Source organism: Sphingomicrobium aestuariivivum (assembly GCF_024721585.1).
GTDB lineage: Bacteria > Pseudomonadota > Alphaproteobacteria > Sphingomonadales > Sphingomonadaceae > Sphingomicrobium > Sphingomicrobium aestuariivivum.
Window position 1 is genome coordinate 1,262,199 of sequence record NZ_CP102629.1, and the last position, 24,921, is coordinate 1,287,119.

Annotated in this window: 26 protein-coding genes; 14 read left to right on the forward strand and 12 right to left on the reverse strand. The window is 67.6% G+C overall.

What is annotated here, in order from left to right:
• Positions 1 to 37: 37 nt before the first annotated feature.
• Entirely contained in the window at positions 38 to 1,474 is a 1,437-nt protein-coding gene (locus tag NUW81_RS06555; RefSeq protein WP_245111684.1) for a putative 2OG-Fe(II) oxygenase, read from the forward strand.
• A gap of 132 nt (positions 1,475 to 1,606) precedes the next feature.
• On the opposite strand, the gene NUW81_RS06560 is transcribed toward NUW81_RS06555, so the two are convergent.
• The 3 genes from NUW81_RS06560 to xseA all read right to left on the reverse strand — a co-directional run bounded on the left by NUW81_RS06560 (position 1,607) and on the right by xseA (position 6,681).
• Positions 1,607 to 4,627, reverse strand: a complete 3,021-nt coding sequence (locus tag NUW81_RS06560) for a TonB-dependent receptor domain-containing protein (protein WP_245111686.1) — start codon at positions 4,625 to 4,627, stop codon at positions 1,607 to 1,609.
• Positions 4,628 to 4,840: 213 nt separating this feature from the next.
• Complete coding sequence (locus NUW81_RS06565) at positions 4,841 to 5,056, reverse strand: DUF2093 domain-containing protein (RefSeq protein WP_245111688.1); 216 nt, start codon at positions 5,054 to 5,056, stop codon at positions 4,841 to 4,843.
• 2 nt (positions 5,057 to 5,058) lie between these two features.
• A complete protein-coding gene (gene xseA / locus NUW81_RS06570) occupies positions 5,059 to 6,681 on the reverse strand; it encodes an exodeoxyribonuclease VII large subunit (protein WP_425335871.1) in 1,623 nt (540 codons plus the stop codon).
• On the opposite strand from xseA, the gene purD reads away from it, so the two are divergent.
• The 3 genes from purD to NUW81_RS06585 are packed head-to-tail and all read left to right on the forward strand — an operon-like array spanning position 6,680 to position 8,964.
• Entirely contained in the window at positions 6,680 to 7,939 is a 1,260-nt protein-coding gene (gene purD / locus NUW81_RS06575) for a phosphoribosylamine--glycine ligase (RefSeq protein WP_245113721.1), read from the forward strand. The genes xseA and purD overlap by 2 nt on opposite strands.
• A gap of 30 nt (positions 7,940 to 7,969) precedes the next feature.
• The gene (locus NUW81_RS06580) at positions 7,970 to 8,425 is read left to right on the forward strand and encodes a hypothetical protein (RefSeq protein ID WP_260508484.1); all 456 of its coding nucleotides are present in this window, start codon (positions 7,970 to 7,972) and stop codon (positions 8,423 to 8,425) included.
• A gap of 11 nt (positions 8,426 to 8,436) precedes the next feature.
• Positions 8,437 to 8,964 carry a helix-hairpin-helix domain-containing protein gene (locus NUW81_RS06585; RefSeq protein ID WP_245111696.1) on the forward strand — a complete coding sequence of 176 codons (528 nt, stop codon included), beginning with the start codon at positions 8,437 to 8,439 and terminating at the stop codon, positions 8,962 to 8,964.
• 19 nt (positions 8,965 to 8,983) lie between these two features.
• Here NUW81_RS06585 and NUW81_RS06590 read toward each other — a convergent pair whose 3' ends face one another.
• Entirely contained in the window at positions 8,984 to 10,312 is a 1,329-nt protein-coding gene (locus tag NUW81_RS06590) for a hemolysin family protein (protein WP_245111699.1), read from the reverse strand.
• Positions 10,313 to 10,469: 157 nt separating this feature from the next.
• Between NUW81_RS06590 and NUW81_RS06595 the strand changes: the two genes are divergently transcribed.
• A complete protein-coding gene (locus tag NUW81_RS06595; protein ID WP_245111701.1) occupies positions 10,470 to 11,159 on the forward strand; it encodes a YiaD family glycine zipper/OmpA-like lipoprotein in 690 nt (229 codons plus the stop codon).
• A gap of 70 nt (positions 11,160 to 11,229) precedes the next feature.
• Here NUW81_RS06595 and NUW81_RS06600 read toward each other — a convergent pair whose 3' ends face one another.
• Positions 11,230 to 11,688 (reverse strand): nucleoside deaminase, encoded by a 459-nt coding sequence (locus NUW81_RS06600; RefSeq protein ID WP_245111704.1) that lies wholly within the window; start codon positions 11,686 to 11,688, stop codon positions 11,230 to 11,232.
• Positions 11,689 to 11,729: 41 nt separating this feature from the next.
• Entirely contained in the window at positions 11,730 to 12,071 is a 342-nt protein-coding gene (locus tag NUW81_RS06605) for a hypothetical protein (protein WP_245111706.1), read from the reverse strand.
• A gap of 142 nt (positions 12,072 to 12,213) precedes the next feature.
• On the opposite strand from NUW81_RS06605, the gene rpmB reads away from it, so the two are divergent.
• Positions 12,214 to 12,504 carry a 50S ribosomal protein L28 gene (gene rpmB / locus NUW81_RS06610; protein WP_245111708.1) on the forward strand — a complete coding sequence of 97 codons (291 nt, stop codon included), beginning with the start codon at positions 12,214 to 12,216 and terminating at the stop codon, positions 12,502 to 12,504.
• 41 nt (positions 12,505 to 12,545) lie between these two features.
• On the opposite strand, the gene NUW81_RS06615 is transcribed toward rpmB, so the two are convergent.
• The 3 genes from NUW81_RS06615 to cobS all read right to left on the reverse strand — a co-directional run bounded on the left by NUW81_RS06615 (position 12,546) and on the right by cobS (position 16,430).
• Positions 12,546 to 13,460, reverse strand: a complete 915-nt coding sequence (locus tag NUW81_RS06615) for an esterase-like activity of phytase family protein (RefSeq protein ID WP_245111710.1) — start codon at positions 13,458 to 13,460, stop codon at positions 12,546 to 12,548.
• Positions 13,461 to 13,605: 145 nt separating this feature from the next.
• Positions 13,606 to 15,423 (reverse strand): cobaltochelatase subunit CobT, encoded by a 1,818-nt coding sequence (cobT, locus tag NUW81_RS06620; RefSeq protein ID WP_245111712.1) that lies wholly within the window; start codon positions 15,421 to 15,423, stop codon positions 13,606 to 13,608.
• Complete coding sequence (cobS, locus tag NUW81_RS06625) at positions 15,423 to 16,430, reverse strand: cobaltochelatase subunit CobS (protein WP_245111714.1); 1,008 nt, start codon at positions 16,428 to 16,430, stop codon at positions 15,423 to 15,425. Before cobS ends, cobT begins: the two co-directional genes overlap by 1 nt.
• 119 nt (positions 16,431 to 16,549) lie before the next feature.
• Between cobS and NUW81_RS06630 the strand changes: the two genes are divergently transcribed.
• Together NUW81_RS06630 and NUW81_RS06635 are read left to right on the forward strand one after the other, a co-directional pair.
• Positions 16,550 to 16,909, forward strand: a complete 360-nt coding sequence (locus NUW81_RS06630; protein ID WP_245111715.1) for a DUF1428 domain-containing protein — start codon at positions 16,550 to 16,552, stop codon at positions 16,907 to 16,909.
• A gap of 52 nt (positions 16,910 to 16,961) precedes the next feature.
• On the forward strand, positions 16,962 to 17,807 hold the full coding sequence (locus tag NUW81_RS06635; protein WP_245111716.1) for an oxygenase MpaB family protein: 846 nt from the start codon (positions 16,962 to 16,964) through the stop codon (positions 17,805 to 17,807).
• Here the strand turns inward: NUW81_RS06635 and NUW81_RS06640 are convergent.
• Positions 17,804 to 18,391, reverse strand: a complete 588-nt coding sequence (locus NUW81_RS06640) for a J domain-containing protein (RefSeq protein ID WP_245111717.1) — start codon at positions 18,389 to 18,391, stop codon at positions 17,804 to 17,806. The two genes, NUW81_RS06635 and NUW81_RS06640, sit on opposite strands and share 4 nt — an antisense overlap.
• Here NUW81_RS06640 and NUW81_RS06645 point away from each other — a divergent pair.
• From NUW81_RS06645 to NUW81_RS06660, 4 genes are all read left to right on the forward strand, one after another.
• Entirely contained in the window at positions 18,390 to 18,695 is a 306-nt protein-coding gene (locus NUW81_RS06645) for a BolA family protein (protein ID WP_245111718.1), read from the forward strand. The genes NUW81_RS06640 and NUW81_RS06645 overlap by 2 nt on opposite strands.
• Positions 18,692 to 19,573 (forward strand): pirin family protein, encoded by an 882-nt coding sequence (locus tag NUW81_RS06650; protein WP_245111719.1) that lies wholly within the window; start codon positions 18,692 to 18,694, stop codon positions 19,571 to 19,573. The genes NUW81_RS06645 and NUW81_RS06650 overlap by 4 nt, the downstream gene beginning before the upstream one ends.
• 61 nt (positions 19,574 to 19,634) lie before the next feature.
• Positions 19,635 to 20,333 (forward strand): hypothetical protein, encoded by a 699-nt coding sequence (locus NUW81_RS06655; RefSeq protein WP_245111720.1) that lies wholly within the window; start codon positions 19,635 to 19,637, stop codon positions 20,331 to 20,333.
• 34 nt (positions 20,334 to 20,367) lie between these two features.
• Positions 20,368 to 21,252 (forward strand): alpha/beta fold hydrolase, encoded by an 885-nt coding sequence (locus NUW81_RS06660; RefSeq protein ID WP_245111721.1) that lies wholly within the window; start codon positions 20,368 to 20,370, stop codon positions 21,250 to 21,252.
• Here the strand turns inward: NUW81_RS06660 and NUW81_RS06665 are convergent.
• Positions 21,232 to 22,290, reverse strand: a complete 1,059-nt coding sequence (locus tag NUW81_RS06665; protein WP_245111722.1) for a DUF2332 domain-containing protein — start codon at positions 22,288 to 22,290, stop codon at positions 21,232 to 21,234. The genes NUW81_RS06660 and NUW81_RS06665 overlap by 21 nt on opposite strands.
• Before the next feature lie 56 nt (positions 22,291 to 22,346).
• Between NUW81_RS06665 and nusB the strand changes: the two genes are divergently transcribed.
• The gene (nusB, locus tag NUW81_RS06670; RefSeq protein WP_245111724.1) at positions 22,347 to 22,790 is read left to right on the forward strand and encodes a transcription antitermination factor NusB; all 444 of its coding nucleotides are present in this window, start codon (positions 22,347 to 22,349) and stop codon (positions 22,788 to 22,790) included.
• Positions 22,791 to 22,793: 3 nt separating this feature from the next.
• Here nusB and NUW81_RS06675 read toward each other — a convergent pair whose 3' ends face one another.
• Positions 22,794 to 23,810, reverse strand: coding sequence for an alpha/beta hydrolase (locus NUW81_RS06675; protein ID WP_245111726.1), 1,017 nt, complete (start codon positions 23,808 to 23,810; stop codon positions 22,794 to 22,796).
• Positions 23,811 to 23,879: 69 nt separating this feature from the next.
• Between NUW81_RS06675 and thiL the strand changes: the two genes are divergently transcribed.
• Positions 23,880 to 24,848: a thiamine-phosphate kinase gene (gene thiL / locus NUW81_RS06680; RefSeq protein ID WP_245111728.1), complete on the forward strand. Its 969-nt coding sequence runs from the start codon at positions 23,880 to 23,882 to the stop codon at positions 24,846 to 24,848.
• Positions 24,849 to 24,921: the final 73 nt, after the last annotated feature.

The window sequence follows — 24,921 nt, forward strand, 5'->3', positions numbered from 1 at the left end:
GTGGACAAGGCGGAGGCACCCCTCCAGCAATGCGGGGATGAGCGAGACGGACGCGGCGATCGGACAGGCCCTCGAGGCATGGGACGAGGAGGAAGCCGCACGGCTCGTCCTCGAGGTGCATGAGAGCGCCACCCTGCCGCCCCGGCGCCTTGTCGAGCGCGCCCGCCAGATCGACCGCAACGACCTTGCGCTGCGCATCCTCGGCGACCAGTCCCGCCCCAACCGGCTAGGCATGCTGTCGCTGCGCAAGGAGATGGGCGAGCCGGTCGCCGACGAACTGCTCGCACTCGCCGATAAGGGTCGCCCCGCGCTACTCGAGACCGTCTCGGCGTTCGAGATGGAAGGCCGCGCGGACGAAGCCGTCGCCCTGCTCGAGGCGCGCCTTGCCGACGAGCCCGACTGGGTCGAGGGCCACCAGTCGCTGGCCCAGCTCGCATGGATGGGCGGGCATGATGATGCCGCCGCAAGCTTCCGCGACGCGATCGCGGCCATGCCCGGCAACGAGGTCCTGCGCGCCGCCTGGCTCGGCACGCTGAAGACGATGGACGACCCGGAGGCGCTCGACGCCGGCTGGGCCGCCGCCATCGCCGATTTCCCCAATTCGCCGCTTATCTCGATGGTCGGCGCCGACCTCCTGTCCGAGCGCGGGCGCTACGACGAGGCCGACGAGCAATTCCGCCGCCTCGTCAACATGCAGGACCAGGCGTTCGACGGCGCGCGCATGCGCCACCTCATGCGCACGGGTCGCTACGAAGGCGTGCTGCAGGTCGGACAGGAAGCGCTATCGCGTCACGGGGACGGCGAATGCTGGGCCTGGTTCGGGGCGGCGCTGAAGGCGCTCGGCCACCCCCACGCCGACTGGTTCTTTCGCGGCCACGACCTGTTCAGCGAGCAACGCATCGACCTCGAGGAGGAAGAACGCGCCGCACTGGCCGCGAAATTGCGCTCGCTCCACCATGCCGCGGGGCCGCCCTTCGGCCAGAGCCCGCGCGGCGGCACCCAGACCTTCGGCAACCTGTTCAAGCGGCGCGATCCCGAGATCGTCGCCGCGCGCGCCGCGATCCGCCGCGCCGTGCGCGCGCATGTCGAGGCGCTGCCGCCCGCAGAGGCCAACCACCCCTTCCTCGCGCACCGCGACGCGCGCCCGATCGCCATGGTCGGCAGTTGGTCGATCCTGCTGAAAGGTGGCGGGCGCCATGTCAGCCACATCCACAGCCAGGGCTGGCTGTCCTCGGCGCTTTATGTCGACCTGCCCGACACGCTCGGCAGCGGCGATGATGCCGGCAGCCACGACGGCTGGCTCCAGATCGGCGAGCCGCTCATCACCGGCGGCAAGACGATCGAACCGATCGCGCGGATCCGCCCCGAGCCATTGAAGCTCGCGCTCTTCCCCTCGATCTTCTGGCACGGCACCGAGCCGTTTTCGGACGGCGAGCGTCTGACCATCGCCTTCGACATGACCCCGCTGCGCTAGGCGCGGCACCTGCTGCCATTAGCGAAAAGGCAGCGCCACCGGCGCCGCCTCTCTCCTTGCGCGCACGGCGCAAAGAAAAGGGGGCGGAGCTTTCGCTCCACCCCCCAATCCTTCGGTCCTTGACCCAGTTCGTTAGAACTTGATCGAGGTGCTCGCGAACAGATAGCGACCAACCGGCGAGTAGGTACCCGCCCAGGTGTTGGCGTTATCCGTGCCGTAGTCCGCGGGGACCAGCGGCGGCGAGATGTCGAAGATGTTGTTCACACCGACCATGAGACCGATGTCGTCCGTCACGTCGTAGGTGAGCGTGAGGTCGAACAGGTTCCACGATTCGATGTTACCGGCCGGATCGGGTTCACCCGAGAAGCCACGGTCGGCGTCGGTGATGAACTCGTCGAGTTCGACACCGCCGATGTGACGCCAACGGATCGAGGCACCGAAGCCGTTGTCCATGTTGTACGCCGCACGCAGGGTGTGACGCCATTCCGGCTGCGGGAAGCCACAGGTGCCACCGACATAGCCGGCGCAATCCACGACCCCGTCACCACCGTCGGCAGGGATGCCCTGATCGAAGGCATATTCCATCAGGTAGGTGCCGAGCAGGTCGAGGTTGAGACGACCCGGGCCGACGTCACGGCCGTAGCTCAGACCAAGGTCGAGACCTTCGGTCGAGAAGCCACCGATGTTGACGTTACGGTCGACGACGAAGCCGTTCTGACCCGCCCACAGCGAACCCGAAACGGGGTCACGGGTGATGCGGTCACAGAATTCGGCGTTGCCGGTCAGGCCGCACTGACGAACGATCAGTTCGGCACCGTAGGTCGAAATCGCCTGTTCAACGTCGATCTGGTAGTAATCGAGGGTGGCAACGAAGCCCGGAAGGGTCGTGCCGCCTTCGAACACCACACCGGCAGTCCAGGTGTCGGCTTCTTCCGGCTGGAGGTTCGGTTCACCGCCGAACACACCGTTGTACTGCGACGCCGGGCTCGGGGTGATGCCGCCATACTGGCCAGCGGTCACACCGGTGTTGGCGCACTGCGCTGCGGTGAATTCGGGCGTGGCGCCCGAGCACGGATCGGTACCGTTCCACAGGCCACGCTGGACCGGGCCGAACAGTTCGACCACGTTCGGGGCGCGGACCGCGCGGTTGTAACCACCACGGAACTTCACCTCGTCGATCGGCTGGTATTCGGCCAGGATCTTGTAGGTGTCGGTGGTCGCACCGGTCGAGTAGTCCGAGTAGCGATAGCCGAGTTCGAGCGCGAGACGCTCGACACCGGTCATGCCCGAGATGATCGGAACGAGAAGTTCGCCGAAGATGTCGGTGACGTTGTAGCTGCCTTCGACCGGCGGCTGGTTACCACCCTGGCCGGCAAGGTCGCCGGTCTGGAAGGTGATGTCCGGCTGGGTCACGAGGCCGACGTCGCGATATTCAACACCGATGAGGCCGCCAACGGCTTCCATCGGATCGATGTTGAACAGTTCGCCGGTGACATAGCCCTGGACGACGGTTTCATCGACGTAGCCGGTGACCTGGCCCGGGACGAGCACATAGTCGAGCGACGCCTGGGTGATGCCGTCTTCGGGGTTGTCGACGATGCCCGAACCCTGGAACGGGTTGTAGGGCACACAGCCCGCGGCAACCGCGGTCGGGTCGGCGCAGATCACGTTGCCGTTCGAATCCGTGGTGGCCTGGAGGGCCTGGCGGAGACGCGACAGCGAGAAGTCGTTCGAGTAGAACGAGGCATAGTCGGTCAGGCCGTACTGGGCGCTGACGTCGTAGCTGAAGCGGTCGGTGATGTCGCCGCGAAGGCCACCGACGAGGCGATAGGCGGTGTGGCGCAGGTTGTTGTTACGACCACCACCTTCGACGTTACGCTTACCGATGAGCAGCGGGACGACGCCGTCGGCGACGGGATCGTCACCGGCATCTTCCACACCGTCGATCGCGGCGCAGAGCTCGGCGCCCTGGGCAGCCGACAGCAGCGGGCTGTCGCACGAGATGTTGTAGACTTCCGCGAAGAAGGTGCCCGATTCAGCGATCTGGGCGTCCGAGCGGTCGTCCATGAACATGAACTCGGCATAGGCTTCGACGTTGTCGTTGACTTCATAGTTGGCGAAACCGCCAGCGGTCCAACGCTTGTCGGGACGCTGGAAGAAGTTCACCGGCGCATAGTTGTAGAGCGGCGCACCCGCACCACCGAAGTCCGAGAAATCGTCCGAACCACCGGCGATACCGAAGAAGTAGTCACCGAAGGTCGGGTCGACGATGGTGGCCCACGGCGAGTTGAACGAACCGCCGCAAACGCCTTCGTCATCGATGGCGCAGGACGAGTAGTCGCGGTCGCCCTGGAGGATCGGTTCGATCTCGCGGTAGCCGACGTAGAGGACCGCGTTGCCGCGACCGTCGTCGAAGCCGGCGCCCATGGTCAGGGTGACGTCGAGCGTGTCGCCGTCCCACACCGAACCCGTCGGATATTCGAAGCCACGCGCGTCGAGGCTGTCGATGATCGACACGCCGCCGAAGTCACGCTCGCCACGGTTGTCGTGCTGGTAGACACCGTACGAAGCATCGAGCTGGATGCCTTCGAAGTCGGTGTTCATGATGAAGTTGACAACACCGGCCACAGCGTCGGCACCGTAGGTCGCCGAGGCGCCGCCGGTCAGAACGTCCACGCGCTCGATGAGCGAAGCGGGGATCTGGTTGATGTCGGCGACGGGGTTGTTGGGGTCACCCGGCTGGAGGCGACGGCCGTTGACCAGCACGAGGGTGCGGGCCGAGCCGAGGCCGCGAAGGTCGACCGTGGCGGTGCCGCTCGCGCCGTTCGAAACGAACGCGGTCTGGCCCGGGGTCACCTGCGGGAGCGAGTTGAGAAGGTCTTCGACGCGGGTGGTACCGGTCTGGGCGATGACTTCCTCGCCCACGACGGTCACCGGGCTGGCGCTGTCGATGTTCGGACGCGCGATGCGCGTACCGGTGATGACGATGTCTTCGACTTCGTTGATGGGCGTGCCCTCAGCGTTGACGTCGACATTCTGCTGTTCGACCGGGCCAGTTTCCTCGCCCATGTCCTGTGCAAAGGCAGGCGCCGAGAACGCCATGCCGGCGATCACGGTGCTGGCCAGCAGCACGTTCTTCTTTTCGATCTTCATAAATTCCCCTCTCGTCGTCAGCCCCCGGGCCGACGTGAAAAGCTAGATGTAACGACGCTCATCGCCGCCATCGCTCGGGACGCTAAGGGGAAAGGTTCGTTACGCAACCGCAGGAGCGCTCGAAAAGACACTTTTGCGACAGCTGTTGCTTAGCCGACACAGGGGCCGGAAACGGGGTTACGGGCGCGTAAACCCCAGAGTTCAGCCAATCGTTCAGCCGATCGTGCCGCCTCTAGCCCGCCGTTCGGCTTCCAAGCTAGCATGGGCGTCGACATAGGCCTCCTGCCGTTCGACAGACCAGTATTTCAGTTCTGCGAGCGGAATCCGGCTTCCGGTGACGGCGCAGCGCACGAAGGTGCCGTGAGCGATCAGCCGGAAGGTGGCATCGTCATAATGAAGGCGCGCCTCGCGCCCGCCGCCCAGCAGCATGATCAGTCTCCGTTGTCGTCGCGGGCGTCGAAAAGGCCGCCCTGGTCGGGGGCGAGATAGGGTTTCCGCGCCCGCTTCGCAACGGGGCGGCGGGCAGGAGGTGCCCCCTCACCCGCCGGCACCACGGCAAGGCGCCCGTCGTGGAAGACGAGGTCCAATGTCCCCGCCCTTCTTGCGACCTCAACGCCGGTGACGACATCGTCCCCCGCCATGACCCGCACGAATCCCCGCTCGAGCGGCCCGTCGGGGTGCGCGAGCCTGGCCATGCTCCATGCAGCATCGAGCCGCTGCGACAGGTCGTCCAGTCGCCGCTCGATCGGTTCGGGCCGGAGCCGCGCGAGGATCGAGCGGCTGCGCGCCTCCTCGCGGCGATAGTGCTGGCGGAGCCCCGCAAGAGCGCGTTCGCCCTGCTGGTCGAGCCGCGCCTGCCCGCGCCGCGCGCCCTCGCGCAGCCCGTTGGCAAGGCGTTCTCCAGCAGCCGTCACCCGCTCCTGTCCGGCGACTACCCGGCGATCGAGCACCGCAGGCTGTTGCCTTGAGGCAACTGCTGACAGCCGAGCCGCCGCGGCCTGCGCCTGCATCACCAGCCCCGAGCGCAAGCCGCGCGCCGCTTCTGCGAGACGCCGCTGCGGCAAGTCGGTCAGTCGGCGGGCCGTGGGCAGCCGCTCGGCCAGCCCTGCCACCCGTTCGCCGCGCTCGCGCAGCGTGCGCGCCATGCGCTCGTTCATGCGGCGGTCGAGTTCGCCGAGCCAGCCCTTCAATTCGGCCAGCACCGGCACCGCCATCTCGGCAGCGGCGGTCGGGGTCGGGGCACGCTTGTCGGCGGCATGGTCGATGAGGGTGACGTCGGTCTCGTGGCCGACCGCGCTGATCAGCGGGATCGAGCAGTCGGCGGCGGCGCGCACCACCACTTCCTCGTTGAAGGCCCACAAATCCTCGATCGAGCCGCCCCCGCGTGCGACGATGAGGAGGTCGGGACGCGGCACCGGCCCTGACCCGTCGAGCGCGTCGAAGCCGCGGATGGCGGCGGCGACCTGCGCGGCGGCCGTCTCGCCCTGCACCGGCACCGGCCAGAGGATGACATGGCTCGGACAACGGTCCTCGAGCCGGTGAAGGATGTCGCGGATGACCGCGCCGGTCGGGCTGGTGACCACCCCGATCACGCGCGGGAGATAGGGCAGCGGCTTCTTGCGCGCCTTGTCGAACAGCCCCTCGCCCTTCAGCGCCGCCTTGCGTTTTTCAAGCAGCGCCATCAGCGCGCCCTCGCCCGCCAGCTCCATCGAATTCACGACGATCTGGTATTTGGAGCGGCCGGGGTAGGTGGTGACCTTGCCCGAGGCGATGACTTCGGCGCCATCCTCGGGGGCGAAGGCGAGCCGCCCCGCCTGCCCCTTCCACAGCACCGCGTCGATGCAGGCGTCCTCGTCCTTCAGCGTGAAATAGCAGTGGCCCGAGGCCGCGCGCTTCCAGCCCGAGATCTCGCCGCGCACGCGCACATGGCCGAAGCGGTCCTCCACAGTGCGCTTCAGCGCGCGGGAAAGTTCGCCCACACCCTGCGCGGGCGAATTGTCGCCGGGGCTTTCGGACGCTAACAGGCCGGAAACGGGTGGCTTGGAGGCGATGATGAAGATCCTGCTCTTGGGTTCGGGTGGACGCGAAGATGCGCTGGCGTGGCGACTTTCGCAATGCGGCTCTTGCGAGGAACTGCATGTCGCGCCGGGCAATCCCGGCATGGCGCGCTGGGCCGACGAGGTCCACAGCCTCGACCTCGGCGACATCGACGGCACGGTCCGGCTGGCCCACGGGCTCGGCGCCGACCTCGTCGTCGTCGGCCCCGAGGCGCCGCTGGTCGCCGGCCTTGCCGACAAGCTCGAGGCGGCGGGCATCCCCTGCTTCGGCCCCGGCAAGGGCGCGGCCATGCTCGAGGGATCGAAGAGCTTCACCAAGCGCATCTGCGACGATGCGGGCATCCCCACCGCCGCTTATGAGGAAACCGCCAGCGTCGAGGCCGGCCTTGCCGCGATCGAGCGCTTCGGCGTGCCCGTCGTGGTCAAGGCCGACGGCCTCGCCGCGGGCAAGGGCGTGACCGTCGCCATGACCCGCGAGGAAGCCGAGGAGGCGGTGCGCGAGGCGGGCGATGCGCCGCTGGTGATCGAGGAATTCCTCGAGGGCGAGGAAGCGAGCCTGTTCGCCCTGTGCGACGGGGAGAGCGTGCAGTTCCTCGCCTCGGCACAAGACCACAAGCGCGTCGGCGAGGGCGACACCGGGCCCAATACGGGCGGCATGGGTGCCTATAGCCCCGCCCCCGTCCTCACCGACGACCTCGCCGACCGCGCGATGCGCGAGATCGTCGCGCCGACCGCCAAATGGCTGAGCGAGCAGGGCATGGCCTATCGCGGCGTTCTCTATGCCGGCCTCATGCTGACCAAGGACGGCCCCAAGCTGATCGAATATAATGTCCGCTTCGGCGATCCCGAATGCCAGGCGATCATGCCGCGCATCGCGGGCGACCTTGCAAAGGCGCTGCACGCGGTGGCGTCCGGCGGGCTCGAGAAGGCCGAGCCGCTGGCGCTCGAGGAGGCGCATGTGATGACCGTCGTGGTGGCCTCGAAGGGCTATCCGGCGGGCTCGACCAAGGGCGGCGCGATCAACGGCATCGAGGCGGCCGAGGAGGATGGCGCGATCGTCTTCCAGGCGGGCACCGCGCGTGCCGACGACGGCCAGCTGGTCGCTGCGGGCGGGCGCGTGCTCAACGTCACCGGCGCGGGCGAGAGCCTCGAGGATGCGCGCGATGCGGCCTATGCGGCGCTCGAGAAGATCGACTTTGCCGACGGTTTCCACCGCTCCGACATCGGCTGGCGCGAGTTGGGCCGGGATGGCTGATTGCCGCCCCTTGCCAGCCCCTCGCGGGCCGTGGCACAGCGGTCGGCGATGAAGCCGCGCCTCGTCCTCCTTCTCGGCATCGCCCTCGTGGTGGTCGCCACTGCCCTGTGGCACGGGCCCGCCGGCCAGGCGGCGGCGCGCTATACCTTCGAGACCGAGGAACTCGCGCGGCGCAATCTCGACTATTACGAGATGCCGCACATCACGCCCTTCGTCGAGCGCGAGCCGTTGACGCGGCGGCTGTGGCTGGCGGGAGAGGCCAATGACTTCCAGCGCGAGGAACTGGCGCGCATCCTGTCGGGCCTGCCGCAGGTCGAGGACGTGCAATGGATCGTTCCGGACGGTCCGCGCGTCGTCGAGGGCACACCGCTATTGCCGCTCGTCATCGAGGTCGAGCTGGCGGGGCTCGCCGCCTTCGGGGCGGGCCTGTTGATCGCCTTCTTCCTGTTCGGTCGCCCCCGCGACCCCTATCGTTTCGAGATCTGAGGAGCATTTCCATGGACACGCTCATCCAAACCTACTGGCCGGTGATCGTCATCGCGCTGGTCGTCGGCATCATCGCCGGCTGGCTCATCTTCCGCCCCAAGCAGCGCGTCACCCTGTCGGATGACAGCGCGCCCAAGCGCCCGCATATGCAAGCGGCCGAGACCAAGGGGACGATCATCGCCGACGGGCGCTCGAAGGAAGGCCGCACGGTGGTCGACGAGGCCGCCGCGGGGCTGACCGACGTGACCGGCCAGTTCATGCAGGCCGAGGTGCACGAGCAGTTGCCCGGCGCGACCGGCGAGCCCGACGATCTTCGCAAGCTGAAGGGCGTGGGCCCCAAGCTGGCGACCGCATTGAACGATCTCGGCATCGTGCGCTACGACCAGCTCGCCAAGCTCACCCCCGCCCAGCTCGAGAAGATCGACGAGCATCTCGGCAGCTTCAAGGGCCGCCTTCAGCGCGACCGCGTGGTCGAGCAGGCCGACTATCTCGCGCGCGGCGACATGGACGGTTACCGCACGAAGTTCGGCAACCTTTAGGGGCCGAAACTTCTAAGGTTCAGGACGCCGCCGGAGCTTTCCGGCGGCGTTTTTTCTGGCGCGCGGCGATGAGCTTGTCGATCTTGCGCCCGTCCATATCGACGATCTCGAAGACCCAGCCCTGGAAGGCGAATTTCTCTCCTTCCTCGGGGAGGCGGCGCAGCACCGCCAGCGCGAGCCCCGCGGCGGTCGAATAGTCGCGGTCCTCGTCGAGCTTGAGGCCCAGCTTCTCGACGAGGATCTCCGCATTGGCGGTGCCCGAGACAAGCCACGAGCCGTCCTCGCGGGCGCGCACGGGCTCTTCCTCGTCCTCGTCGTTGCGGAAGCTGCCGGCGAGCGCGATGAGGATGGAGCCGGGCGTCACGATGCCGTCGAGATGGCCATATTCGTCGTGGACGAGCGCGAGCGGCACCTCGGCCTCGCGCAGCACGTCCAATGCGTCCATCGCGTCCATGAGGTCGGGGATGATCGGCGCGGGGCGCGCGAGCGCGGTGAGGTCGAGCGCCTGCCCGTCGAGCATGGCGTCGAGGAGGTCACGCGCGCTGACGATCCCGACGATATCGTCGACCGAGCCATTGGCGACCGGCAGGCGGCTGTGCGGGGTGTTGGACAGCTCCTCGCGGATGTCGGCCACGCTGGCGTCGGCGGCGAGCCAGTCGATCTCGGTGCGCGGGGTCATGATCTCGCGCACGGGGCGGTCGGCAAGGCGCACGACCGAGGAGATGATCGCGCGCTCGGATTCCTCGAGCACGCCTGCCGATTGCGCCTCGGCGACGACGAGGTGGAGTTCCTCGGCGGTGACCGCCTGGTCGTTCTCGCGGTTCATCCCGGCGAGCTTGAAGATGAGCGCGCTGGTCTTGTCGAGGATCCAGACGAGCGGCGCGGTGATGCGGCTGAGGCTCGCCATCGGGCGCGACAGCATGGCGGCGATGGGCTCGGGGTTCCTGAGCGCGATCTGCTTGGGGACGAGTTCGCCGATGACGAGGCTGACATAGGTGGTCAGCACGATGACCAGCCCGAAGCCGACGCTGTCGGCGGTGGCCCCCGCCATCCCCAGCAGCTCGAGCCGCTGCGCCACGGGTTCGCCGAAGGTCGCGCCCGAATAGGCACCCGCGAGGATGCCGATGAGGGTGATGCCGATCTGGACGGTCGAGAGGAAGCGGCCGGGTTCGCTGGCGAGGTCGAGCGCGCGCGCCGCGCCGCTCGAGCCCTGCTCGGCCATCGAGCGTAGCCGCGAGGGGCGCGCCGAGACGATCGCCAGTTCGCTCATCGCGAGCACGCCGTTGAGCCCGATCAGCGCGAGCAGCACGAAAAGGTCGAGAACAGGAAAGGGTTCGGGCGAAATCATGGTCGTTATCGTCATTCCTTTGGCGGCTTAACGGTGATCCGACAAGTTCGCGCGTTCAGTTGAGGTTCCGAAACGTTTCGTAAAGGGCACGGATGGAACCAAGGAGGGGGGAGGCTCTTTCTTCCTCCGATATTTGAGTTTCCAAGGGAGTTTTTCAATGAAAATGACGCACAAGATGACCGCGATCGCCGTCGTGGCGGGTCTCGGGACCGCGGCCTGCACGACCGATGCGATGACCGGCAACAAGCGCGTGTCGACCGAAGCCGCGATCGGCACCGGCGCCGGCGCCGTGCTCGGTTACCTCCTCGGCGACATCATCGGCGGCAAGAACGATCGTACCGCCAAGATCATCGGCGCGGGTGTCGGTGCGGTCGCCGGCGGCGCCGTCGGCGCCTACATGGACAAGCAGGAGCAGGACCTGAAGCGCGCCACCGCGGGCACCGGCGTCGATGTCATCCGCGACGGCGACGAGCTCCTCCTCCGCATGCCCTCGGGCATCACCTTCCCGACCGACAGCTACTCGATCCAGCCCGAGTTCCGCACGACGCTGAACGAGGTGGCGAACACGCTGAAGACCTATGATTCGACCTATATCGACGTCATGGGCCACACCGATTCGACCGGTTCGGACAGCTACAACCAGACGCTGTCGGTGAACCGTGCCAATGCGGTCGCCGACTATCTCGCCATGCAGGGCGTGCAGCGCGCGCGCATGGCCACCGTCGGCTATGGCGAATCGCAGCCGATCGCCGACAATTCGACCGAATATGGCCGCGCGCAGAACCGCCGCGTGGAAATCAAGGTCGTCCCGGTGACCCAGAATGACGTGAACGCCGCGGGCTACTAAGCCCCGGCGCGATCGTTCGCGAATGATGAGGCCCTCGTTCCTTCGGGAACGGGGGCCTTTTCCTTATGCGCTATCGCCGCTCGGCGAAGAAGGCGCGCAGCATGGCGGCGGCCTCCTCCTCGCCCAGCCCCGCCAGCACCTCGGGGCGGTGGTGGCAGGTCGGCTGGCCGAACAGGCGCGGGCCATGGGCGACGGCGCCGCCCTTGGGATCCTCGGCGGCATAGGTGAGCCGTTCGATGCGGGCCAGCGCGATGGCGCCCGCACACATGGCGCAGGGCTCGAGGCTCACATAGAGATGGCAACCGACGAGCCGCTCGCTGCCGAGCGCCTTCGCGGCGGCGCGGATCGCGACCATCTCGGCATGGGCCGAGGGGTCGGCGTCGCGGCGCATGCGGTTCTCGCCCTCGGCCAGCAGCTTGCCCGCGGCATCGGTGACGACCGCGCCGACGGGCACCTCGCCTGCCGCTGCGGCAGCGGCGGCAAGGTCGAGCGCACGGCGCATCGGGGCGGGGAGCGGAAAGGCGGTCATCGCCTCCCCCGCTAGCGCGAGATCGAGGGGATTGTCACGCCTCAGGAGGCGGCAGGGAAGGTCCCGGCCGGCGCGGCGTCGCGCTCGGCGCTGCCGGTCTCGGGCTCGTCGGCAGCAGCCTCGGTATCGGCCATCCGTTCGGTCGCCGTTCCGACAGGCGGCTCCGGTGCGCCGGGGGAGCGGGTGCCCGCCTCGACTTCGAAGCCCGGGCCCTGGTCACGCATGTCGGCGACCCCGTTGTCGATGGTCGGCGTGGCGGCGCGGATCCGCTCGTTACTGCCACCGATGAAACCGAAGCCGACCGCGATGATGGCGGCGACAAGGATCAGCAAGATGATAGCGACAAGGGCGCGCACGGCTTTCTCCTCCGGTGGATGGGTCACGTCAAAAACGTCAAAATCGCGAGTCGGGTTGCCGACACTGGTGGAAACGGTCGGCGAATCGGTTGACCTTCGCGACAGGTCGGGCTAGGTGGCAGCGCTTTCCGGGACCGGTGCGGTCCCCAACCGACACAGGACGAAGATTATGTCGCGCGTCTGCGAACTGACCGGCAAGGGCCGGCAGGTGGGCAACAACGTTTCCCACGCCAACAACAAGACCAAGCGGGTTTTCCTTCCGAACCTGCAGAACGTCACGCTTCTGAGCGAGACCCTCGACCGCCGCGTCAAGCTGCGCGTGTCGACCCACGGTCTGCGCTCGGTCGAGCACAATGGCGGTCTCGACAACTGGCTCCTCAAGACCAACAGCGACAAGCTGTCGGCCAAGGCTGCCAAGCTCAAGAAGGAAGTCGCCAAGGCGAAGGCCGCGCAGGCCTAAGCTTTCGCGTCTGACCGGTCGCGTCCGCGGGCGCGATCCGACTAGCCGAACGGCCACCCATCAGGCGGGACATCGTACCGGACCAGCAAGGTCCGCTGCGGTGCCCGCCCGTTGTCGTCCGTCACCAGCCAGACATGATAGCCGTCATCCGCCGCCGCGCTGATGGCGATTCCCTCGGCATTGTCGAGAATGCCGAGCCCGAGCGGCTGCGGGTCCGAGACAAGGAGCCCGCCTTCCGCGACCTCGAGCCGCGCTACCGTCGCGCGCAGCCCGAAGATCGAGATGCCGCGTTCGAGCAGCAGCCCGTCATCGCGCCCAGGCCAGCGCGCCGCGCCGGTCGGCATGAGGCTCGTGCCAGTGATGGCGACGGGTTCGAACCGCCCGCCGGCGAAGCGCAGGGCGCGCTCGCCGTCCTCGCCGATGACGTAAAAGCTGTTGCGCGCGGCGAACATCGCCTCGGCGCCGCGATTGTCGTCGGCAAAGCCCGGCAGCGGTTCGAGATGCTCGACCTGCGCATCGCGCACGAGGAGGCGGGCATAGCCCTCGAAGGTGACGACCAGCCGGTCACGGTCGATGGCGATTGCCTCGGCATCCGATGGCCAGCCGATGGCGGTGAGCGGGAAGCGGACGAGCCGCGCGCGCCGCTGGTCCGGTGCGGGCGGCTCCATTTCGACGCCGATACCGAGATCGCTGAGGATGACGAGCTGGCCATCGGGCGCGATATCGAGTCCCGACCATCCCGAGGCCGCGAGGGCGCCCGGCGCCACGTGCCATGCCGCGCCGACCCGCCAGCCGGGCGGCAGGTCGTCGCCGAGGGCCGCAGGCGAAAGCGAGCGATCGATGTCGCCCTCGCGCAGCGGCGGTGTCCACCCCCAAAAGAGGTCGTGGCGCAAGTCGAACTGCATGATGGCGGCAAACAAGAGGCCGGCACCGAGGAGCCTGAACGGTAGCTGCATCGGCTATTCAGTCCCCGTCAGGCGCGAATCATGCATAAGTGTTTGCAGAGACAGGGTTTCCCCCCTTTTCCCTGTCCCATTATCCCTCGCGTCGCGTATCGAGGGTGGGCCCGGACGGCTGCTACCGTCCGGGCCCGTTTCATGTTCAGCGCATCTCGACATCGAAGAGCCCGGCGAGCTGGTCCATCAGCGCGCCGCCCAGCTGCTCGGCATCCATGATGGTGACCGCGCGCTTGTAGTAGCGCGTGACGTCATGGCCGATGCCGATGGCGGCCAGTTCGACGGGCGATTTCGTCTCGACCCAGTCGATGACCTGCCTGAGGTGCGTCTCGAGATAGGCGCCCGAATTGGCCGAGCCGGTCGAATCGTCGACCGGCGCCCCGTCCGAGATGACGATCAGCAACCGGCGCTCCTCGGCGCGCGCGATCAGTCGCTGGTGCGCCCAGATCAGCGCCTCGCCGTCGATATTCTCCTTCAAGAGTCCCTCGCGCATCATCAGGCCCAGCGGGCGGCGGGCGTGGCGATAGGGTTCGTCGGCCTGCTTGTAGATGATATGGCGAAGGTCGTTGAGGCGCCCCGGCTGCGGCGGGCAACCCGCCGCGCGCCAGTCCTCTCGGCTGAGACCGCCCTTCCACGCGCGGGTGGTGAAGCCGAGGATCTCGCTCTTCACCCCGCATCGCTCGAGGGTGCGCGCCAGCACGTCGGCGCAGATGGCCGCGATCGAAATGGGGCGCCCGCGCATCGAGCCCGAATTGTCGATGAGCAGGCTGACGACCGTGTCCTTGAACTCGGTATCGCGCTCGATCTTGTAGCTTAAGGAATGGGTCGGCGAGACGACGACGCGGGCGAGCCGCGCGGCATCGAGCAGGCCTTCCTCCTGGTCGAAGTCCCAGCTCCTCGCCTGCTGCGCCATGAGCTTGCGCTGGAGGCGGTTGGCGAGCCGCGTGACGACGCCCGCCAGCCCCGCCACCTGTCCGTCGAGATAGGTGCGCAGGCGATCGAGTTCGTCGGCGTCGCACAATTCCTCGGCATGGACGATCTCGTCATGCGCAGTGGTGAAGACCTTGTAGCCCTCGCGCGGGGCCTCGGCCCAGTCGGGGCGGCGGCCCTGCCGCGGCTCGTGCGCGGCGTCCGAATCCTCGCCCGTCTCGGGAATGTCGGCATCGTCCATCTCGGCCGAGCCGTCATCCTCGCCTTCCTGTTCCTCGGGCCGCTGTTCGGGCTCGCCTTGGTCCTTTGAGGCGTCGTCTTCTTCCTCACTGTCCTCGCCGTCGTCGCCGCCTTCCTCGGGGGGCTGTTCGTCCTCTCCCTCGTCGGGATCCTCGGCCTCGCCGTCCATGTCCTCCTCAAGGTCGAAGTCGAGGTCGGCGAGCACCTTGCGGATGAGCGCGGCATAGGCGTCCTGATCGTCCAATGCGTCGGCCAGCGCATCGAGGCTGTCGCCGGCCTTGGCCTCGACCGTCTCGCGGACGAGGTCGAGCTTGCGCTGGACGGCCTGCGAGGGCGGCTCGCCCGTCAACCGCTGGCGAGCCATGAGGCCGACCGCGATCTCGAGCGGCACCTCCTCTGGCGAGCGCGCGCGCATCAGCGGCGACACGCGCACGCGCGCTTCGGCATGCGCCTTGAGATTGCCCTTCACCCCCGGAAACTCGCGCCCGCCCAGCGCCTCGACGCGGGCGGTCTCGAGCGCATCGTAGAGCGCGCGCGCCTCGACATCGGCGGGGGCGCGCCGCAAATGCGCGGGTTCGTCGTGGAAGCGGTGCCGGAGCGCCAGCGCATCGGCGGCGCCGCGTGCCTCGGCGACCAGCGCGGGCGCGAGGTCGCGGCCCGGCGAGGGGATGCGCCCCTCCCCGCTCTTTCCCTGCTCGGCAAAGGCGACCTCGAGCGTCTCGTCACGGGCAAGCGCCCGCGCCGCGCCGGTCAGCGCGCGGCGGAACAGGTCGAGATTGTCGGGCTCGGGCATCAGCCCGCGCGGCTCGCCACGCTCTCGGGCAGGTCCTCACCGAAGACGCGCTGGTAATATTCGGCGATCACCGGACGCTCGGCCTCGTCGCACTTGTTGAGGAAGGAGACGCGGAAGGCATAGCCGACATCGCCGAAGATAAGCGCATTCTGCGCCCAGCTGATGACGGTACGCGGGCTCATGACGGTCGAGATGTCACCGTTGATGAAGCCCTGGCGCGACAGGTCGGCGACCTTGATCATCTGCTCGACGGTCTTCTTGCCCTCGGGCTTGTCATATTCGCCCGACTTGGCCAGCACGATGCGCGCCTCGGTCTCGGCGGGGAGATAGTTCAGGGTGGTGACGATGTTCCAGCGGTCCATCTGGCCCTGGTTGATCGCCTGCGTGCCATGATAGAGGCCGGTGGTGTCGCCGAGGCCGACCGTGTTGGTCGTCGCGAACAGGCGGAACCAGGGGTTCGGCTTGATGACGCGGTTCTGGTCGAGGAGCGTCAGCTTGCCTTCCGTCTCCAGCACGCGCTGGATGACGAACATGACGTCGGGGCGGCCGGCGTCATATTCGTCGAAGACGAGCGCGACGGGGTGCTGGAGGCACCAGGGCAGCAGCCCTTCCTTGAACTCGGTGACCTGCTGGCCGTCCTTGAGGACGATGGCATCGCGGCCGACGAGGTCGATGCGGCTGATGTGCGCATCGAGGTTGATGCGGATGAGCGGCCAGTTGAGGCGCGCGGCGACCTGTTCGATGTGGGTCGACTTGCCCGTGCCGTGATAGCCCTGGACCATGACGCGGCGGTCATGCGCGAAGCCCGCGAGGATCGCGATCGTCGTGTCGGGATCGAACACATAGGCGGGGTCCGCGTCGGGAACGCGGGGGTCGGCCTTGGAAAAAGCGGGGACCATCATGTCGCTGTCGATGCCGAAGGTGTCGCGGACGCTCACCTCCATGTCGGGGGCGGACAGGACCAGCTCTTCGGCGGTGTCGATGGGCGCGTTCATCGGATCGTTCATGGGGGTGGACTTAGGGGTTCGGGCCCGATCCGACAACAATGGTCTTTCGGGAGGTGGTCGCGCGATAGGCCCGACTCCGCCGACGCTGCTATGGCCTCATTAGCAACAGGGAGACGATCATGGCCTATGTCGACGGTTTCCTCATTCCCGTTCCGAAGGACAAGCTGGATGCCTATCGCGCCACCGCCAAACGGATGGCGCCGCTGTTCAAGCAGTGGGGCGCGCTACGCGTCGTCGAGACGATCGAGGATGATTGCCCCAAGGGCGAGCGGAACGACTTCCACACCGCCGTTCTGGCCGAAGCAGGAGAAGTCACCGTCTTCAGCTGGACCGAGTGGCCCGACCGCGACACGCGCAATGCAGCGTGGGGGAAGATGGAAGAGCATATGAAGGCGCATCCCGAGCTGATGGACATGCCCTTCGACGGCAAGCGCATGATCTACGGCGGCTTTATGCCCCTGCTCGACACCGAGGCGTGACGGCACAAGCGCCAGCTAGGCAGGCAGCGAGCGCCTCGCTTATGCTGGTGCCATGCCGGTCGAAGCCGTCCGCCAGCGCCTGATCGCCCATGTCCGCTCGGTCTTCAACGAGCGGGGGCAGCAGCCTGTCCCGCCGTCCGATGACGCCTGGTTCGAGAAGGACAGTCCGATCCGGCTGGTCCATGCCGATATTGTGGGCATGATGGTCGGCGGGGTTCGCGGGCTCCTCCTCCAGATGCTCCATCCGCATGCCCTGCAGGGCGTGCTCGACCATTCGGACTTTCGCGCCGACATGCACGGACGCCTGCGCCGCACCGCGCGCTTCATCGCGGTGACCAGTTTCGGCCATGCCGATGCTGCGCAGGAGGCGGTCGACCGCGTCAATCGCATCCATGCCGCGGTGGGAGGCAGCCTGCCGGACGGCGGCGCCTATCGCGCGACGGACCCGAGGGTGCTGGCGTGGGTCCATGTCGCCGAGGCGACGAGCTTCCTTGCCGGCTATCGCCGATATGTCGCGCCCGACTGGCCGCAGGCCAAGGCCGACCGCTATTTCGAACAGTTCGCGCTGATCGCCGACAAGCTGGGTGCCGATCCGGTGCCGCGTAGCGAGGCCGCGGCGACGGCGATGTTCGAGGACATGCGCGGCGACCTCGCGACCAGTGCGGCGGCGCGCGAGGTGGCGCGGCTGGTGCTGGCCCAGCGCCCGCCGGGAACCCCAGCCGCGCTGCAGAAAATGATCGCCGCCGAGGCGGTGGCTCTACTGCCCGACTGGGCGCGGGGGATGCTGGGCCTCAATGCGCCGCGGCTGTCGGCGCTGCCCGCACGGCTCGGCACGCTGGCCACCGCGCGGACCCTGCGCTGGGCGTTCCGGCAGCAGGGCGGCTATCGCGGGAGCTAGGCGAAAGCGGGGCTCTTCTTCAGCCGCTGGAAGGCGTCGATGACGGCGCGCAATCTGGCTTCGTGGCGCCGGTCGCCGCCATTGCGGTCGGGATGATATTTGCGCACCAGCGCGGCATAGGCCTTGCGCACGCCGTGGAGGTCGGCGTCATTGCCGAGCCCGAGGACATGGAGCGCTTCCTGTTCGCTCGCCGAAAAGCGGGCGCGCACCGCCTCCTCGCGCATCGAGGCGCCGTTCCGGAAGCGCGCGGCAATGGCATCGAAGGGATCGTCGAAATCGGCCCAGCGCGGCCCCGGGTCTCCGACATCGGTGAAGTTGAAACGCTTGCCGCCGTGGCTCTCGCGCCGCGGGATCGGCGACTGTTCCTCGGCGATTTCCTGCGGGCTCATGCCGGCGAAATAATTGTAGGCGCTGTTGTGCTGTCGGACATGGTCGAGGCACAGCCAGCGCACCTCGCCGGGGCCGTCGAAATCGCCCGGCGTCACGGGCGCGCGGAATTCGCCCGCATCGCCGCAGCCGGGAACGGCGCATCGCCGGCCCGAGCCTTCGACGCGGCCATGGAATTTTTCGTGTCTTCTGGTCATGCGCTCGCGCCCCTATATGGGAGCGATGGAGACAAAAACCAGCGCCGAGATCATCCGCCGCCTGACGAACGCCCTCGCGCCCGTCACCCTGAAGCTCGACAATGACAGCGCCGCCCATGCCGGCCACATGGGCGACGACGGCTCGGGCGAGACGCACTGGTCCCTGCATATCGTGTCGGCGCAGTTCGACGGATTGAACCGCGTCCAGCGCCAGCGGCTGGTCTACAAGGCGATCGGCGACCTCATGGACAATCCGATCCATGCGTTGGCGATTCTGGCGCAGACACCAGCGGAGGCCGCATGAGCGAATTGAAGGAAATCACCCCGAGCGTCCACGACCTCGGCAGCTTCAAGGTCCGCCGCGTGCTGCCGAGCCGCCCGCGCACGATGGTCGGCCCCTTCATCTTCGTCGACGAATTCGGCCCCGCGCAGATGGCCACCGGCGAGGGCATGGACGTGCGCCCGCACCCGCATATCAACCTTGCCACCGTGACCTATCTCTTCGAGGGCGCGATCCATCACCGCGACAGCCTCGGCACCAGCCAGGTCATCCGCCCCGGCGCGATCAACCTGATGACCGCGGGCGAGGGCATCGTGCATTCGGAGCGTAGCCCGCAGGAAGAACGCGATGCGGGGCCGCGGCTCTACGGCATGCAGACATGGCTTGCCCTGCCCGACGGCAAGGAAGAGATCGCCCCCGCCTTCGACCATGTCACCGAGGAGCATCTGCCGCTGATCGAGGACGTCAATGCCTCGGCCCGAGTGCTGATGGGCAGCCTGTGGGGCAAGAGCGCAGGCACACTGCAGCACAGCCCGACCATCTATGCCGATATCATCCTCGACAATGGCGCGATCCCGATCGACGCCGACGCCGACGAGCGCGCGGTGATGGTGACCGAAGGCGTGATGAGCCTCGATGACCAGCCGCTCGAGCCGTTCAACCTCTATATCCTCAAGCCCGGCGAGGCGATGACGCTGAAGGGCAAGGGCCGCGCGATGCTGCTTGGCGGCGGGGCTTTTTCCACCAAACGCCACGTGTGGTGGAATTTCGTCTCCTCGAGCCGCGAGCGGATCGAGCAGGCGAAGGAGGACTGGAACGCACACCGCTTCCCGACCGTGCCCGGCGACGATGTCGAGCGCATCCCCATCCCCGAGGTGCCCAAGACGGTGAGCTATCCTTGAGACTTGCCGCGCTAGCAGCGCGCTGACAGGGTGCACCGCGTAGCGTCTGGGGAGTGAGCCGATGTTGATGGCAGGTCTGTTGATGGTGTTGGCTGCTCCCGACTGGGATAGCCGACATCCTCACGCCAAGGCCTTGCCTGCCGCGCCGGTCGAGGAAATTTCGCCCGACACATGGCGGGAATTGCTGCTGCCCGAGCGCGAGCCTGGCCCGGTCGAGCGGGTGCAGATCAGCTATCGCAACGACAGGCCCGACCGGGTGACCCTTTACGCCGCCGCTGAAACCCATCGCGCAAATATCTGTGTGCGAGCCGCTCACCGCTTCTATTTGACGCACGAGGACGGACGGATCTTCGCCTTTGGCGGCAAGACATCGCACGAGCTACGTTATGGCGGCGACTGCGCGTCCGAAGAACAATGGGCGCGGGTCAGCCCGTTGCTTGATGTCGAGCAGGCCGTTTCACTGGTCGAACGGCTTCATGTGCTACAGGTCGAGGCCGCAACGGGCGATACCGCGGCGACATTCCGCTGCTGGGACCGGAGTGAGCAGGACAAATGCGATGGCAGCGCGGCGACGGTCTTCTCGAACATCGACTTGTCGCGGCTCGTCTTCATCGGAACCACCACACGAGCCGGCACTTTCTCGGCCCGGGCATCGGACGGGGATGATGAGCTTGGCTGGAGCTTGAGCGGTCGGATGGATTTGACGCCGCGGGCATCGCTCTTCATCGACTATGGATCGCCCCCGCCCGCGGCCTTTTAGGCGCGGCCCGGAAGCCATGGGAGGAAAGCCCTAGATGAAGACCGAGCGTATCAAGCTGTCGACCGGCATCAGCCTCAACGTCGCCACCGCCGGTCCCGGGGACGCGCGGCCCGTCATCCTCCTCCACGGCTTTCCCGAATCGCACCGCACGTGGCGCGGGATCGTGCCGCTGCTCGAGGACCGCTTCCGGCTCATCATGCCCGACCAGCGGGGGTTCGGCGGGTCGGACAAGCCGCACGACCTCGATGACTATCGCACCGACAAGGCGATTGCAGACCTGCTCGCGCTGGCCGAGGCGCTGGGGCACGACAGGTTCAGCCTCGTCGGCCATGACTGGGGCGGTGCGGTGGCCTGGGCGGCGGCGCTCAGGGGCGGGCCGCATATCGAACGCCTCGCCATCATCAATTCGCCCCACCCGCTCATCTTCCAGAAAACGCTGATCGACGATCCCGCCCAGCGCGAGGCGAGCCAGTATATGCGCCGCTTCCGCGAGACGGCGATGGAAGAGCATATCCGCGAAATGGGGCTCGAGACCTTCTTCGAGAAGAGCTTTGCGCCGCATGTCGACCTCGCTTCCATCCCCGACGAGGATCGCAGGGCCTATCTTGAGGAATGGGGCGGCGAACGCGCGCTCGAGGGCATGCTCGCCTGGTATCGCGCGGGGCCGATCCTCGTGCCCGCGATGGACGAGGAGGATGTGCCCTATCCCGACTGGGTGATGACGGGCGTGCCGAAAATCCGCATCCCCACGCTGGTCGTCTGGGGGATGAAGGACCCGGCCCTCCTGCCCTGCCAGCTGGACGGGCTCGATGCACTGGTCGAGGACCTGACCGTCAAGAAGATCGACGATGCGGGTCATTTCGTCCCGTGGGAGAAGCCCGAACCGGTGGCCGAAGCGCTACACGCCTTCCTCGGCTAGCCAATCGATCCAGCCGCCATGCGCATGTCCGTGCGCGAGCGTGACTTCCGCCTCCCCGCGCGGCCAGTAGCGGACCTTCAGCACATGGCGCAGCAGCGTGCGGTCGCCCTCGAGGCTGACCCAGGCGAGCGGCTGCGCTGGGGTGGCCGCCCTCCCCGCCTCCTCCATCGCGAGGCGGATACGGGCTTGCGTCTCTACCGGCAGATATTGCCAGACGAGGCTGTGCATCAGCACGCGGGTGACGTGATTCGCTCGCGGCGCGGCAAGCTGCGTCTCGACGAACTCGGCGGCATCGGCGTGGACGACATGCGGAGCGCCGTGGGCCTCGGCGAGGTCGAAGACGGCATGGAGCCGCGCGGTGCGCTCTTTCATCTCGGGCCAGACATAGGCAGCAAGGCGGATGCGGTCCGCCTCGCTCGAAAGGTCGAGCGGGTCGCGGTCGCAGCCGGTGGTAGAGATGATCTCGACCGGCGCGTCGGGCGGCGGGGGGCCTTTCCATTTGGGCGCGAGCCGGACGGGGCTGTCCGCAGGGCCGGCGCGCGTGCCGCCGAGGTCGATGCGGAAACGGTCCAGCATGAGGTTGATGCCCGCGCTCGAGCCGATTTCGACCAGCTCGAAGCGCGGGCCGAGCCCTTGGCCCGCCAGCCATTTCAGCCCCGCCATCAGCCCGGCCGCGCGGCCCGCCTCGTTGGTCTGCGGCGGCCCCTTCATCCACGGCAGGATCGCAGCCTCATGCGTTGCGAGCACCGCGGCGACGAGGGGCCCGACCTCCTCACGCCGCAGTTCGCCCGCATAAAGCGGCGTAAGGCGCGGCTCGGCGCCCGACAGATGGAGCGCCTGCAACCCCGCCGCGACGCGCAGCGGCACGACATCGTGCAGCGGATCGCGCGGCCAGTCGTGGACCAGCCGCCCGAGCGCGCTTTCGGGATCGAGCCCGTCCCACACCGCCTTCACGATGGCGGCAGTGAGCGGCGCGCCATTGGCGCGGCAATAGTCGACCTGGTTCGAAAAGGCCTGTGCAGGAGTGGCGGTCATCATCGCTCCTTCGCGCACACCCTTGCATTCAAATGGGTTAGCGCGCAAAGGCACGCCCCATGTCGAGATCGAAAAGCCGTTCCGCCGCGCGGCTCGCCGCCGTCCAGGCCCTCTACCAGCAGGAAATGGAAGGCACGGGCACCGCGCAGCTCATCCACGAATTCCACGAACACCGCCTCGGGCAGGTGATCGAGGACGTGCAATATGCCGAGGCCGAAGTGCTGTTCTTCGACGACATCGTCGCGGGCGTGCTGGCGCGCAAGGACGATCTCGACGAGAAGATCTCGGCCAAGCTCAGTGAAGGCTGGAGCCTCGACCGTCTCGACCGCGCGATGCGCGCCATCCTGCGCGCGGGCACCTACGAGCTGGTCGCGCGCGCCGACGTGCCGCGCGGTGCGGTGATCGACGAATATGTCGATGTCGCCGACGCCTTCTTCGAGCAGCGCGAAAAGGGCTTCGTCAACGGCCTGCTCGACGCCATCGCCAAGGATGTGCGCGGCTAGCCCTTACGGGTCGTAGCGGTCGAGAAAGCCGAGCGGGATGTCGACCCGCTCGCGCCAGCCGTCCTCGTCATGCTCGGCGCCCTTGAAGCGGCGGCTCTCGAAATGGGTCGGCGCCCAGCCGCCCTTCGTCATCATTTCCGCAAAGGCGACATAATAGGGTTCGTAGCTTGCATCGAGCGTGGCGGTGCCATGATCGACGTAGAGCATGTTCATCTCGGGATCGATGTGGGTCGAATCGAGATAGGCGTCCCACGCCGCGACCATGTCGGCGACATGCGCGGGCACTTCCGCCTCGTCCTCGATCGGGTTGCCAAGCGCGAAATGGGTGGAAAGCCCCGCGCCCTGCCCGAACACCTTGGGATATTCGGCCACCGCATAAAGGCTCATCAGCCCGCCCATCGAGGCGCCCATCACCGCCGTGTTGGCGGGGTCGGCATGGGTCGGATAGCGGCGGTCGATATAGGGCTTGAGGCGCGTGACCACCCAGTCGAGATACTCGTCGCCGCGAAAGGCCGAGCGGTCGAGCCGTTCCTCGCCGATCGTCGCGGCCAGCGCAGCGCGTCGCTGGGGCGGCAGGAAGTCGAGCAGCTTTTCCGGAAAGAGCGAGAGCCAGCGCGTCTCGGGGCTGCGGATGCCGACGACGATCCATTCACGCAGGTCGCCGCGACGGCTCAATCGCGTGATCGCCTCGTCCATCCCCCATTCCTTGCCGTAATTGGTGAAGGCGGGGTCGAACAGGTTCTGGCCGTCATGCATGTAGAGAACGGGAAAGCGGGCACGCGGGTCGCGGCCATAGGATGGCGGGGTCCAGACCCACACCTCGCCGACACCGGCGGCGGCGCCATCGGCGAACATCATCTGGGTGATACGGCCCGAGGAAATGGCCGGCAGCGCGGCGGCGCCCGGCAGCGTGTCCTCGGGGCCTTCGGCAGTCACCTGGTCGCTTGTCAGGCCGGCGGCATCGACGGGCGGCACTTGTGCCGGCGGGGCATCCTGCAGGCCAGCCAACAGGGCCAACATCAACGCGATTGGCAAAATCCCCTCCCTCGTGCGATTGCAGGAGCGATCATGCCGCCAGAACGCCCCCCTGTGAAGCCGTCATCGAGCCTCGAGGCGCGGCTGCACGCGCGTCTCCGGCTGCTCGCCGACCATCCTGCCGCTGCCGGGCTTGCCGACGATGTCGCGCATCTCGACGGCCGCGTGCTGACCCATGACACCATTGTCGAAGGGGTACATTACCGCGCCGACGACCCACCCGAGAGCGTGGGCTGGAAGCTTGCCGCGGTGAACCTGTCGGACCTCGCTGCCAAGGGTGCGCGGCCCGTCGGTGCGCTCCTGTCGCTGACCATCGGCGCGCCCCTCGGGGACAGCGAAGCGGGCGAATGGGAAGAGCGGTTCCTGGCGGGCCTCGCGGCGGCGGGCGAGAGCTACGGCCTGCCGCTCATCGGCGGCGACACGGTCGCGCTACCGTCAGGCGCGCCGCGCGTCCTCGGCCTCACCGCGATCGGCGAGCCGGCAGGACCGCCCCCGCGCCGCGACGGCGCGCGGGACGGCGACCTCCTCCTCCTCGTCGGCACGCTTGGCGGGGCGATGGCGGGGCTCGAGGCGCTCGACAAGGACGCCGCCGCCGAAGGGCCGCTGGTCGACATCTACCGCCGCCCCGTGCCGCTGCTGGCGGCGGGACAGGCGCTGGCGCCCTTTGCCCATGCGATGATGGACGTGTCCGACGGGCTGCTGCTCGATGCGCGGCGCATGGCGCAGGCGAGCGGGCTCGGCGCGAGCATCGACCTCGGCGCGCTGCCGCTCGAAGCCGCTTTCGTCGCGGAGAAAGGCGACACGCGCGCCTCGCGGCTGTTCGCGGCGACGGGCGGCGACGATTATGCGCTGCTCGCCGCCATCGCCCCCGAAGACGAGGATGTGGTAAGACAATCTTTACCAAGACGGGCGAGGGTGGAGATCGTCGGACGATTGGCGTCCGGCACCGGTCTTGCCCTCACCCATGACGGCGAACCGGTCGCACTGCCCGAAAGGCTCGGCCATGAACATGATCGCGATTGATCCCCGCCGCTTCCTTCTCGGCATGCTCGGCCTGATGAGCGGCAGCCTGTTCGCGCTGACCCTTTCCTAACCC